Origin of the sequence: Streptomyces sp. B21-083 (assembly GCF_036898825.1) — a bacterium.
GTDB lineage: Bacteria > Actinomycetota > Actinomycetes > Streptomycetales > Streptomycetaceae > Streptomyces.
Genome location: NZ_JARUND010000001.1, coordinates 1,857,841 through 1,870,326, shown reverse-complemented (window position 1 = coordinate 1,870,326; position 12,486 = coordinate 1,857,841). Strand labels below are relative to the sequence as shown.

Annotated in this window: 12 protein-coding genes; 8 read left to right on the top strand and 4 right to left on the bottom strand. The window is 70.8% G+C overall.

Annotated elements, in window-relative coordinates; translation table 11 throughout:
- Positions 1-29: 29 nt before the first annotated feature.
- On the bottom strand, positions 30-866 hold the full coding sequence (locus QA861_RS08235) for a response regulator transcription factor (protein WP_334587549.1): 837 nt from the start codon (positions 864-866) through the stop codon (positions 30-32).
- Between the two features lie 145 nt (positions 867-1,011).
- Here QA861_RS08235 and QA861_RS08230 point away from each other — a divergent pair, with 145 nt between their 5' ends.
- Both QA861_RS08230 and QA861_RS08225 read left to right on the top strand, forming a co-directional pair.
- Positions 1,012-2,682, top strand: coding sequence for an AMP-binding protein (locus QA861_RS08230; RefSeq protein ID WP_334587548.1), 1,671 nt, complete (start codon positions 1,012-1,014; stop codon positions 2,680-2,682).
- Positions 2,679-4,271, top strand: a complete 1,593-nt coding sequence (locus QA861_RS08225) for an AMP-binding protein (RefSeq protein ID WP_334587547.1) — start codon at positions 2,679-2,681, stop codon at positions 4,269-4,271. The genes QA861_RS08230 and QA861_RS08225 overlap by 4 nt, the downstream gene beginning before the upstream one ends.
- 353 nt (positions 4,272-4,624) lie before the next feature.
- Here QA861_RS08225 and QA861_RS08220 read toward each other — a convergent pair whose 3' ends face one another.
- Positions 4,625-5,374 (bottom strand): hypothetical protein, encoded by a 750-nt coding sequence (locus QA861_RS08220; RefSeq protein WP_334587546.1) that lies wholly within the window; start codon positions 5,372-5,374, stop codon positions 4,625-4,627.
- Between the two features lie 233 nt (positions 5,375-5,607).
- Here QA861_RS08220 and gcl point away from each other — a divergent pair, with 233 nt between their 5' ends.
- Entirely contained in the window at positions 5,608-7,392 is a 1,785-nt protein-coding gene (gene gcl, locus QA861_RS08215; protein ID WP_334587545.1) for a glyoxylate carboligase, read from the top strand.
- A gap of 290 nt (positions 7,393-7,682) precedes the next feature.
- On the opposite strand, the gene QA861_RS08210 is transcribed toward gcl, so the two are convergent.
- Both QA861_RS08210 and QA861_RS08205 read right to left on the bottom strand, forming a co-directional pair.
- Positions 7,683-8,573 carry a 2-hydroxy-3-oxopropionate reductase gene (locus QA861_RS08210; RefSeq protein ID WP_334587544.1) on the bottom strand — a complete coding sequence of 297 codons (891 nt, stop codon included), beginning with the start codon at positions 8,571-8,573 and terminating at the stop codon, positions 7,683-7,685.
- Between the two features lie 31 nt (positions 8,574-8,604).
- Positions 8,605-9,444, bottom strand: coding sequence for a TIM barrel protein (locus tag QA861_RS08205; RefSeq protein ID WP_334587543.1), 840 nt, complete (start codon positions 9,442-9,444; stop codon positions 8,605-8,607).
- A gap of 281 nt (positions 9,445-9,725) precedes the next feature.
- On the opposite strand from QA861_RS08205, the gene QA861_RS08200 reads away from it, so the two are divergent.
- The 5 genes from QA861_RS08200 to uraH all read left to right on the top strand — a co-directional run bounded on the left by QA861_RS08200 (position 9,726) and on the right by uraH (position 12,486).
- The gene (locus tag QA861_RS08200) at positions 9,726-10,634 is read left to right on the top strand and encodes a hypothetical protein (protein ID WP_334587542.1); all 909 of its coding nucleotides are present in this window, start codon (positions 9,726-9,728) and stop codon (positions 10,632-10,634) included.
- 123 nt (positions 10,635-10,757) lie between these two features.
- Entirely contained in the window at positions 10,758-11,012 is a 255-nt protein-coding gene (locus tag QA861_RS08195; RefSeq protein WP_164415567.1) for a YkoF family thiamine-binding protein, read from the top strand.
- Positions 11,009-11,389 (top strand): helix-turn-helix domain-containing protein, encoded by a 381-nt coding sequence (locus tag QA861_RS08190; RefSeq protein ID WP_334587541.1) that lies wholly within the window; start codon positions 11,009-11,011, stop codon positions 11,387-11,389. The genes QA861_RS08195 and QA861_RS08190 overlap by 4 nt, the downstream gene beginning before the upstream one ends.
- A gap of 156 nt (positions 11,390-11,545) precedes the next feature.
- Entirely contained in the window at positions 11,546-12,058 is a 513-nt protein-coding gene (gene uraD, locus QA861_RS08185; RefSeq protein ID WP_334587540.1) for a 2-oxo-4-hydroxy-4-carboxy-5-ureidoimidazoline decarboxylase, read from the top strand.
- Between the two features lie 5 nt (positions 12,059-12,063).
- On the top strand, positions 12,064-12,486 hold the full coding sequence (gene uraH, locus QA861_RS08180) for a hydroxyisourate hydrolase (RefSeq protein WP_334587539.1): 423 nt from the start codon (positions 12,064-12,066) through the stop codon (positions 12,484-12,486).

Below are 12,486 nucleotides of genomic sequence, written 5' to 3'. Positions count from 1 at the left end.
CGGCGATACCTCGGGGCATATGGCAAGCCTCAGGGCAGCAGCCCCGCTCGCCGCGCGGCCACGACCGCCTCCCCGCGCGAGTGGGCGCCGAGCCTGCGCATCGCCGAACGCAGATACCCCTTCACCGTCTCCGGGCGCAGCCCCAGCCGCTGTGCGGCGACCGCGTTGGACGCTCCTGAGGCGACACACGCCAGGACGTCCAGCTCACGCTGCGCGAGCTCGACCCCGTCCACCGGCCGTCCCGGGGCCAGCAGACCGCACGCGTCGAGCAGCGCGTCCCGCAGCTCCGGATCGGTGATCCGCGGAGCCAGCGCACGCAACGCCGCATGCGCCTCCCGCACCTGCTCCCACGCCCCGTCGCCCGGCCCCTGGACACCGGCGGGCTCCGGCCGCGCCGCCGCCAGCAGCTCCCGTGCCTGATCCCGTACGACGAGCGCCTGCTCCACGTCCCGGGCCGCCTCGACCGTCGCGCCGATCATGCGGTCACCCAGGGGCAGGGCGGTGCGCAGGGCGCCGTACAGCACTCCGCGCACCCGGCGCCGTACGACGACCGGGACCGCCACCACGGAGCGCAAACCCTCGGCGGCCACCGGGATGTCGTACTCGTGGCTGATCTGCCGGGAGGCGGAGTAGTCCGTCACCGCGCACGGGCGGGCCAGGGTCACGGCCTTGCCGCCCAGGCCGTTGCCGGCGGTCACCGCGAGCGCGCGCAGCGCCTGGGTGGAGGTGCCGCTCAGTTCGCTGATGCGCATGTGCCGGCGCCCGCTCTCCACCAGCCCGCCGAAGGCCACCGGCAGCCCGGTCACCCGCCGCAGCCGGGCCAGCGCCCGCTGCACCTCAGTCGCCTCGGCCGTGTCTGCTGCCACGTCATCGCCCCTTCGTCGCGGCCCGCTCGTGGTGTTCGCCGGTCATACGGCGCACTCACCCCCGTTCGGGGGTAGTGAGACCTGCATCACGGATTACACGATGTCAGAGTGTCGCCGGGCAATGGTCCGGGATCGAGGAGGACTGATGACGACGGTGACCGAGCACTTTCGCGAGGCGCGGGACTTCCTGCTGGCCCACCGCGAGGACTACGCCACCGCGTACGAGGGTTTCAGCTGGCCGCGCCCCGAGCGCTTCAACTGGGCCCTGGACTGGTTCGACGTCATCGCGGACGGGAACGACCGCACCGCCCTGCACATCGTCGAGGAGGACGGCTCCGAGGCCAGGGTGTCCTTCGCCGAGATGTCGGCCCGCTCCGACCGGGTCGCCAACTGGTTGCGCGGGCTCGGGATCCGCCCAGAGGACCGCGTCCTCGTCATGCTCGGCAACCAGACCGAGCTGTGGGAGACAGCCCTCGCCGCGATGAAGATCGGCGCGGTCGTCATCCCCGCCACCCCGCTGCTCGGCCCCGCCGACCTGCGCGACCGGGTGGACCGCGGCCGGGTCTCCCACGTCCTGGTCCGCGCCGAGGACACCGCCAAGTTCGACGAGGTCCCCGGCGGCTACACCCGGATCGCGGTGGGCGGCGCCCCCGAGGGCTGGCAGCGGTACGAGGACGCGTACGACGCGCCCGCCGAGTTCACCCCCGACGGCCCCACCCACGCCGACGACCCCCTGATGCTGTACTTCACCTCCGGCACGACCGCCCGGCCCAAACTCGTCGAGCACACCCACGCCTCGTACCCGATCGGGCACCTGGCGACCATGTACTGGATCGGCCTCAAGCCCGGCGACGTACATCTGAACATCTCCTCGCCCGGCTGGGCCAAGCACGCCTGGTCCAACCTCTTCGCCCCCTGGATCGCCGAGGCGACCGTCTTCATCCACAACTACACGCGCTTCGACGCCACCCGGCTGATGGCCGAGATGGACCGCGCGGGCGTCACCTCCTTCTGCGCCCCGCCGACCGTCTGGCGCATGCTCATCCAGGCCGACCTGACCCAGCTGCGCACCCCGCCGCGCGAGGTCGTGGCAGCCGGGGAGCCGCTCAACCCCGAGGTCATCGAGCAGGTGCGCCGCTTCTGGGGCGTCACCATCCGGGACGGCTTCGGCCAGACGGAGACCGCCGTCCAGGTCTCCAACAGCCCCGGCCAGCCGCTGAAGACGGGCTCCATGGGCCGCCCGAGCCCCGGCTACCGGGTCGTCCTCCTCGACCCTGTCTCGGGTGAACCGGGCGCGCCCGAGGGGGAGATCGCGCTCGACCTCTCCACCCGCCCGGTCGGCGTGATGACCGGCTACCACGGCGACGCCGACCTCACTGCGGAGGCGATGGCCGGCGGCTTCTACCGCACCGGAGACATCGGCTCGCGCGACGCGGACGGCTACATCACCTACGTCGGCCGGTCCGACGACGTCTTCAAGGCATCCGACTACAAGATCTCCCCGTTCGAGCTGGAGAGCGCGCTCCTCGAGCACGAGGCGGTCGCGGAGGCCGCCGTGGTCCCCGCGCCGGACGAACTGCGCCTGGCCGTACCGAAGGCGTACGTCGTGCTCGCGGCGGGCTGGGAGCCGGGACCCGACACCGCGAAGGTGCTGTTCGAGCACAGCCGTGAGGTCCTCGCCCCCTACAAGCGTCTGCGCCGCCTGGAGTTCGCCGATCTGCCCAAGACCGTGTCCGGCAAGATCCGCCGGATCGAACTGCGCGAGGCGACGGCGGCGGGTTCGAAGAACGAGTACCGCGAGGAGGACTTCCGGTGATTTCCTACGCCCACGGGACCAGCGGCACCCCGCTGTTGGGAGACACGATCGGCGTCAACCTGGACCGGGCCGTCGCGAGGTGGCCCGATCGTGAGGCGCTGGTCGACGTACCCTCCGGCCGACGCTGGACGTACGGTCAACTCGCTTCGGATGTCGATGAGTTGGCGTACGCGATGATCGCGAGTGGGATCGCAGTGGGGGACCGGGTGGGCATCTGGGCGGTCAACTGCCCCGAATGGGTGCTGGTCCAGTACGCCACCGCGCGGATCGGCGCGATCATGGTGAACATCAACCCGGCCTACCGCACCCACGAGGTCGAGTACGTCCTCAACCAGTCCGGGATCTCGCTGCTCTTCGCCTCCCTCGGCCACAAGACGAGTGACTACCGGGCGATGGTCGGGGAAGTGCGGGGCAGATGCCCGCAGTTGCGGGAGACCGTTTTCATCGGAGACCCGAACTGGGACGAGCTGCTCGCGCGCGGCACCCCTGTTCCGTTCCCGGAGCTGTCCTGCGACGACCCGATCAACATCCAGTACACCTCGGGCACGACCGGCTTCCCCAAGGGGGCCACCCTCTCCCACCACAACATCCTCAACAACGGTTATTTCGTGGGGGAGTCGATCTCCTACACCGAGCAGGACCGGGTGTGCGTCCCGGTGCCCTTCTACCACTGCTTCGGCATGGTGATGGGCAACCTCGCGGCCACCTCGCACGGCGCCTGCGTCGTGATCCCGGCCCCGTCCTTCGAACCGGCGGCGACCCTGCGGGCGGTGGCCGAGGAGCGCTGTACCTCGCTGTACGGCGTACCGACCATGTTCATCGCGGAGTTGAACCTCCCCGACTTCGCGACGTACGACCTGTCGTCCCTGCGCACCGGCATCATGGCGGGCTCGCCCTGCCCGGTCGAGGTGATGAAACGGGTGGTCGCCGAGATGCACATGGCCGAGGTGTCCATCTGCTACGGCATGACGGAGACCTCCCCGGTGTCCCTCCAGACGCGCCGGGACGACGACCTGGAGCACCGCACCGGCACGGTCGGCCGGGTCCTTCCGCACATCGAGGTCAAGGTCGTCGACCCCGCGAACGGTACGACCCAACCACGGGGTGTGGCAGGGGAGTTGTGCACTCGTGGCTACAGCGTGATGCTCGGCTACTGGCAGGAGCCCGAGAAGACCGCCCAGTCGGTCGACGCCGGCCGCTGGATGCACACCGGCGACCTCGCGATGATGCGCGAGGACGGCTACGTCGAGATCGTCGGCCGCATCAAGGACATGATCATCCGGGGTGGCGAGAACATCTACCCCCGCGAGATCGAGGAGTTCCTGTACGGCCATCCGAAGATCGCCGACGTCCAGGTGGTCGGAGTGCCGCACGAGCGGTACGGCGAGGAGGTCCTCGCCTGCGTCATCCCGCACGAGGACACCGAACCGCTCACCCTCGCCGAGCTACGGGCCTTCTGCGAGGGGCGGTTGGCCCACTACAAGATCCCGAGCCGGCTGCAGGTGCTGGACGCCTTCCCGATGACGGTGTCGGGGAAGGTGCGCAAGGTGGAGCTGCGCGAGAGGTTCGCCGGGGAGCAGCCGGGGTGACGCCCGTTGCTCAGGGCCTGCGCATACCGACGCGGGGCCGGCGGCCGATACCGGGCTCGGCCTCCGTGGCGCGGATCTTCCGTGCCCTGGGGGTGAGTTCGGCTTCGGCGAGCAGGGGGCTGTGAGGGCTTGTCGGTTCGCTGCCGCGCCGTCGTGGCTGGTCGCGCAGTTCCCCGCGCCCCCTGGGGGCGCCGTTGGGCCGTTGCGGACTTTGCTGGACGCGCTCATGCGCTCCGCTGGAACGGCCGTGAGGGGTTGTCGGTTCGCTGCCGCGCCGTGGTGGCTGGTCGCGCAGTTCCCCGCGCCCCTTGGGGGCTGTTTGGTATCCGGCCTCGGCAAGGGTGTCGGGGGGCTCAGACCCCGGTGGCGTCGAGGTCGTCGGCCGGGCCGTTGACCGGTTGCGGGGTGCCGGTCAGGTCGAGGACGAAGAGGGGGACGCCGAGGGTCTCGGCGCCGGCGCGGGCCTCGTCCTCGTACCCGGCGAGGGAGAAGTAGACGCAGTCCGAGGACTCCGTCATGGCCGTCAGCCACAGGCACTCGATGTCCCGCAGCGATGCCGGGCTCACCGTCGGGTCGACCTGCGCCAGGACTCCGCGGGCGGCGAGCCCCACGCCGGACGGGGGCCGCTGGTCCGCGCGGCGGATGTCCTGGTAGCCGAGCCAGCGCAGATAGAGGGCGGCGGCGGTGACGGCGTCGCGCGCGGTGCGGATGGTGACCGGCTGGAAGGCACGCCGGGGGCGGGCGGAAGGGCGGGGGGCGCGCAGGGCGCCCGGGAGTTTCGCGGTGCCGGCCGGCGCCTGCGCGTCCGCCGCATGGGCGGCCGTCGGCCGGGTGTCCGGGACGGACCGCGCCACCGGGATACGCAGAACCGTGCCGCAGGGGCAGCCCAGTTCGGGATGCGGCCACTGGTCCCGCCGACCGCAGGCCGTACAGGCCACGGTGATCCACTGCTCGTCCCAGACGCGGTGGGTGACGGCCGTCGTCGTCGCCCGCGGGTCGAGCGACGGTCTGACCGGCGCACCGCACGCGCACGGATAGGACGGCGCCGCGTACAGATGCTCGCGCAGGCAGGCCGGACACCGCACCGGCATGCTCTCGGCCATGGCCAACTCCACTACGTGACGTCGGGGTCAGAGCCCCATCGTGCTCCACCTGACCCCCGCTTGTCCGTCTCTTGACGGCCTTCGCGAGCCCACTTACATTGTTTCCAGATAGCAGAAAATAAATTCCACCATACGGAAGTATTGTGGAAGCGATGCGCAAGGTCCGAACAAGGTCACGGAAGCTTTCTCTCTCCGCGGGGCGCGACGGGAGCACGAATCCGAGGAGTTGCTCAATGGCTCGTATGACCGCTGCCCGCGCGGCAGTCGAGATCCTCAAGCGAGAGGGCGTCACACACGCGTTCGGTGTCCCCGGCGCGGCGATCAACCCCTTCTACGCGGCACTCGGCGCCGCCGGCGGGATCAGCCACACCCTCGCCCGTCATGTCGAGGGCGCCTCGCACATGGCCGAGGGCTACACCCGCACCCACCCCGGCAACATCGGTGTCTGCGTGGGCACTTCGGGCCCGGCGGGCACCGACATGATCACGGGGCTGTACTCCGCGACGGGCGACTCGATCCCGATCCTCTGCATCACCGGGCAGGCACCCACCGCCGTGATCCACAAGGAGGACTTCCAGGCCGTCGACATCGCCTCCATCGCCCGGCCGGTCACGAAGATGGCCACCACCGTGCTGGAGGCGGGCCAGGTCCCCGGCGTCCTCCAGCAGGCCTTCCACCTGATGCGTTCGGGCCGCCCCGGGCCGGTCCTGGTCGACCTGCCGGTCGACGTCCAGCAGACGGAGATCGAGTTCGACCCGGAGACCTACACACCGCTGCCCGTGCACAAGCCGGTCGCGACCCGCGCCCAGATCGAGAAGGCGCTCACGCTGCTGAACGCGTCGAGCCGACCGCTGATCGTCGCCGGAGGGGGCGTCATCAACGCCGACGCGGCCGAACTCCTCGTCGAGTTCGCCGAGTTGACGGGTGTCCCGGTCGTCCCCACCCTCATGGGCTGGGGCGCGCTGCCGGACGACCACGACCTGAACGCCGGCATGGTCGGCCTCCAGACCTCGCACCGTTACGGCAACGCCACCTTCCTGGAGTCCGACTTCGTCCTCGGTATCGGCAACCGCTGGGCCAACCGCCACACCGGCCGGCTCGACGTCTACACGGCCGGCCGCACCTTCGTCCATGTCGACATCGAGCCCACCCAGATCGGCCGCATCTTCGCCCCCGACTACGGCATCGCCTCCGACGCGAAGGCCGCGCTGGAGCTTTTCGTCACGGTGGCAAGGGAGTTGAGGGACAAGGGCGGCCTCCCCGACCGCTCCGAGTGGGCGGCGGCGACCCAGGAACGCCGGGCGCGCCTGCAGCGGCGTACGCATTTCGACGACATCCCGATCAAGCCGCAGCGCGTGTACGAGGAGATGAACAAGGTCTTCGGCCCCGAGACGCGGTACGTGACGACGATCGGCCTCTCCCAGATCGCCGGCGCCCAACTGCTGCATGTCTACCGGCCCCGCCACTGGATCAACTGCGGCCAGGCGGGCCCCCTCGGCTGGACCATCCCGGCCGCGCTGGGTGTCGCCGTCGCCGACCCGGAGGCGTCCGTGGTGGCCCTCTCCGGCGACTACGACTTCCAGTTCATGGTCGAGGAGCTGGCGGTCGGCGCCCAGCACCGCATCCCGTACGTCCATGTCCTGGTGAACAACTCCTACCTGGGCCTGATCCGGCAGGCGCAGCGGGCCTTCGACATCGACTTCCAGGTCAACCTGGAGTTCGAGAACCTCAACTCGCCCGAACTGGGCGCCTACGGCGTCGACCACGTCAAGGTCGCCGAGGGTCTCGGCTGCAAGGCGATCCGGGTGACGGACCCGGCCGAACTGGCCGCCGCGTTCGAGCAGGCCAGGAAGCTCGCGGCGGAGCACCGGGTGCCGGTGGTCGTCGAGGCGATCCTGGAGCGCGTCACGAACATCTCCATGTCGACGACCAACGACATAGGAAACGTGGTGGAGTTCGAGGACATCGCGACCGAGCCGGGCCATGCGCCGACGTCCATCAGGACGCTGAAGGTCTGACACCGAGGGCGCCGAAGGCGCCGGGACAGGCGAGGCATGGAAGAAGGGGGTGCCCATGGGCACCCCCTTTTCGTTTCCCCGTTGTTCCCCCGTGCGTTGTTTCCCTTGTTCCCCCGAGCTGTTCCCCCGTGCTGACAACAATGTGCCCGAACCCGGGGGTTGTTGAAGCCTCCGGGGCCGGGTTCAGAGCTGGATTTGAGGTTTCCGGGCGGCGCCGACGCCTGGGCGCGACAGGACAGTTGTCGGCGCCGGCGCCGCCCGGAAGATCGGGGAGGACGGCGGAGGGGGCGTCAGACCTCGGCGCCGGAGAGGCGTTCCACGGCCCGCAGCAGGGCCGAGTGGTCCAGGCCCCCGTCACCCTGCGCACGGAGGGACGCGACGAGTTGGGCGACCACCGCGCCCACCGGCAGCGCGGCGCCGACCGTACGGGCCGCGTCCGTCACGATGCCCATGTCCTTGTGGTGGAGGTCGACACGGAAGCCCGGCGCGAAGTCCCGGTTCAGGAAGTTGTCCTTCTTGCGCGTCAGCACGGTGGAGCCGGCCAGGCCGCCGGCCAGTACGTCCAGCGCCGCCTTCAGGTCCACGCCGGACTTCTCCAGGAAGACCACGGCCTCGGCGCACGCCTGGATGTTCACGGCGACGATCAGCTGGTTCGCCGCCTTCACCGTCTGGCCCGAGCCGTGCGGACCGCACAGCACGACGGTCCTGCCCAGTGCCTCGAAAACCGGCCTCGCATGGTCGAAGTCGGCCTGTTCGCCGCCGACCATGATGGACAGCACGGCCTCGACCGCGCCCGCCTCACCGCCCGAGACGGGCGCGTCCAGCACCCGCACGCCCTTCTGGGCCGCCGCCCGCGCCAGGTCCACCGATGTCCGCGGGGTGATCGACGACATGTCGACGAGCAGGGCGCCGGGCCGCACGTTCGCCAGGATGCCCTCCGGGCCGTACGCGATGGCCTCGACCTGCGGTGACGCGGGCACCATCGTGATCACCACGTCGGCGTCGCGCACGGCCTCGGCGATCGATGCCGCCGCCGTGCCGCCGGCGGCGGTGAGACGGTCGAGCTTGTCCTGTTCCAGGGTGAAGCCGGTGACGTCGTAACCCGCCTTGATCAGGTTCTCGGACATGGGGGAGCCCATGATGCCGAGGCCTATCCAGGCGACCTTGGGGAGACTGCTCATTTCGGGGGCGCCTCTCTGCTGCTCGGTGATGTCAGGGGGTGCGGCGTGCCGCGTGGGGCAGCCAGTCGAACGCCTCGGCGCTCGGCCGGTCGCCCGGCTTGTACTCCAGGCCCACCCAGCCCTCGTAACCGGCCTTGCGCAGTTGGTCCAAGTGGTCCGCGAGGGGGAGTGTGCCGGTGCCGGGGGCGCCGCGGCCGGGGTTGTCGGCGATCTGGACGTGGCCCGTCTTCGCGGCGAACCGGTCGATCACCGAGGGGAGGTCCTCGCCGTTCATGGACAGGTGGTAGAGGTCCATCAGGAAGCGGGCGTTGCCGAGCCCGGTCGCCTCGTTGACCCTGTCGACGACCTCCACGGCGGCCGGGGCACTCACCAGCGGATACCGGGGGGACTCCGGCTTGTTGAGCGCCTCGACGAGGAGGATCGCGCCGATACGGCTCGCCGCCCGGGCCGCGAGCACCAGGTTCTCCAGCGCCAGCGCGTCCTGCTCGGCCGGGTCCACGCCGTCGATCCGGTTGCCGTACAGCGCGTTGAGCGCGCCGCAGCCGAGCGAGTCGGCCAGATCCGCGGCGACCTCGATGTTGGCGCGGAACCGCTCGGACTCCTCCCCCGGCACCGACAGGGCGCCCCGGTCCGGGCCCGGCAGCTGTCCGGCGTAGAAGTTCAGGCCGGTGAGCCGGACGCCGGCGTCCTCGATCGCGGACCGCAGGGAGTCCAGCTCGGACCGGGCCGGGGTGGGGGTGTCCAGCCAGGGCCACCACAGCTCGACCGCGGTGAAACCGGCGGCCCGGGCCGCCGCCGGGCGCTCCAGGAGCGGGAGCTCATTGAAGAGGATCGACAGGTTGACGTTGAAGCGCTGCTCTGTGAGTCCCATGGCCGTCGGCGCCTCCAGAAATCGGTAATTTCGCATGATCGATAATTCCGTATCGTGGAAATAACTTTCTGCTTCATGGAAGACTGCCGCCGGACCTCGGAGCTTGTCAAGGGGGTCTCCCGAGTGGCGGGGCGGGAAGCGGGCGGTTACACAGGGTTCAACGTTCATATGAGCGGGGCGCACGTTCCCGTGTGCCGGTGCACTGAAGTTGAGAGGCGAACATGGCCGTCGAGCCGTTCCCTGCCCGCCCGGAGAATCCCGGACCGGGCGAACCCCGTCCCGTGACCCGTATACGCACGGACGACCTGGTGCGAACCCTGGTCGTCGCCAGGCCGCTGGACGACGTCGTCCAGCTCGTCACCCTCCTGGAGCAGTCGCCCGACGGCCTGCCGACCGCGGCGACCGTCCTGCGGGTGGCGGCCGTGGCGCGCTCCGTGGAGGACGTCTCGCGCCTCGTGGAACTGCTGGGTCCGCCGGAACACAGTGTCGACCGGATGGACGAGGCGATCCGGACAGCCGCCGAGCAGCGACCGGTCGCCGAGGTCGGCCGTCTGGTCGCGCTCCTGCACGCGGCTCCGCACGCCGCCCACGCGGAGGCCCAGGCGGTGCACGCCGCTGCCACCAGCAGGCCCGTCGAGGACCTCGTGCAGCTCATCGGGCGCATCGGCGACGCCCAGGACGAGGGCGCGGACCCCGCGACCGCGCCGCTCACCGCACCGCGGGCCGTGGAGCCGGTGGGCGTCGCGCGTGCCCGGCGGGGAGGCGTCCGCTGGCTCCGCCGTGCCGTCGCCGTCCTTGTCATGCTCTGCGGCGCGGCCCACTTCCCCCTTGACTGGGTCGACGCGCCGAGGCACGGACTGTCCGCCTCGCTCGGCGTCTCCGCGCTCTGCCTGCTGGCCGGCGCGGCGCTGTGGTTCCACCGGTCGACGGTCGTGACCGGCGCGGCCGTCATCGTCTCGGGCGCGTTGGCCGCCGCCCATCTGCTGGGCACGCACCTCGACTCAGCGACCCTCGCCTACGTACGGCAGGCGGGCGGAGCCGCTTCCCCGCTGCCCGCTCTGGCGGCCTGTGCCGCGACGCTCGCCGCACTGACGGTAATGGCCGTGTCCCTCGCCCGCAGGTGGCGCGGCACCGGTGCGCGGGACACCGCCCCCGACCCTGCTCTGACGGTGAACTCCCTGCGGCTGTAGGCCAGTTCGTGATGCGGGATGCTCGCTGTCGGGAGTGGGTGCGCATCCCCGCTGATTTCACGGAGGTGTCCGTTAGGGTCGTGTCCGAGCGGCGGGACACGACCTGACGGAAGAATGTGCACAGTGCGACTGCGAGTGGAGTTCACGACCGAGCCCTTCGATCTCGACGAGGCGCCCGCACACGCGCTGGTCGCCCGTGAGGTCATCGAGGCGGCCGAACTGGACGCGGTGGACGTCGGACCGTTCGGCAACACCGCCGAGGGGCGCGCCGACGCCGTACTGACCGCCCTGGACGCGCTGCTGCGCAGGACCCTGGAGGCGGGCGCCACCCGGATCTCGCTCCAGGTCAACGTGATCGACGGCGAGGGCGGCCGGTGACCGGCGCCGGGGACGGGTCCGCCGGCGAGGCCTTCGTCGCGGCCGTGAAACCGCTGGTGGACGCCATGGGGGGCGAGCTGCTCGCGCCCGGCCGGGCCGGCCCCGACGATGTCGTGCTCGCCTGGGAGGGCGCCGACGTGATCGCCGTACGCCTGCCTCAGCTCGCCGACTCGCTCGATCACATCCTGGCCGCGCTGGAGCGCGGGCACGGCAAGCCGCTGGCCGAACTGGACCGCAAGGCCAAGCAGGAGATCGTACGGATACTGGAGGCGCGCGGCGCCTTCTCCGTACGGCACGGGGTCGAGACCGTCGCGAGCGCCCTCGGGGTCAGCCGTTTCACGGTCTACAACTACCTGAACCGCGAGAAACAGGCCTGACGGGCCCGGCGCGGAGGGCGTCGGCGCCCCAGATTTTCAACAAAGTGTTGACGTCTCGTCGCCGGAAGGCGTTAGCTGTGCGCAGCCGGCCCGGCGTGCCTCACCGCACGCACCCCCCGGTCATACCCAGCACGCACAAGGCCACGGAGGCTCGCCGTGACGTCGAGTACGACCCCTGGCGGACTCGCCCGGTTCAACGCCCTGGAGGAGTCCGCGGCCCGCGCCGCCCTCCACGAGGCCTGCGCCTCGACGGCCTGGGGACGGTATCTGCTCGCGAAGCGCCCGTACGCCACCGCCGAGGACCTCTACACCGCGAGCGACGCCGCGACGGCCGGGCTGACCGCCGACGACCTCGCCGAGGCGATGGCCGGCCACCCGCCGATCGGCCGCCCCAGACCCGGAGACCCGACCTCCGCCCGCGAACAGCGCGGCATGGCCGGCGCCTCCGAGGAGCTGAAGGCGGAGATGCTCGAACTGAACCTCGCCTACCAGGAGCGCTTCGGCCATGTCTTCCTGATCTGCGCGACCGGCCGGACCGGCGAGCAGATGCGTGACTCGGCGCGGGAACGGCTCGGCAACACGCCGGAGCGGGAGAGGGAGATCGTCCGCACCGAACTGGGGAAGATCAACCGCATCCGGCTGGGCAGTCTCGTACAGGAAGAGCGGTAACAGACTTGAGCACCGAAGCCGACGCCGTCGATCCCAGCGCCCCTGTCGCCTCCGTGTCCACGCACATCCTGGACACCAGCGTCGGCCGCCCCGCCGCCGACGTCGCCGTCCGGCTCGCCGCACGTGGCGGGCGCGACGCGGCGTGGCGGGCACTCGGCGGCAGCGCGACCGACGCCGACGGACGGTGCAAGGACCTGCCGGCGCTGCCGGAGGGCACCACCCACGTACGGCTCGACTTCGAGGTCGAACCGTACCTGGAGCAGAAACAGGCCGATCCGCAGCAGGACGCCCCCGCGAATCGGGACAGCGGTGCGGCGGGAGCGTTCTTCCCGGAGGTGGCGATCACGTTCGCCGTCGTGCCGGGTGAGCACTACCACGTACCGCTGCTGCTCAACCCGTTCGGCTACTCCGTATACCGAGGGAGCTAG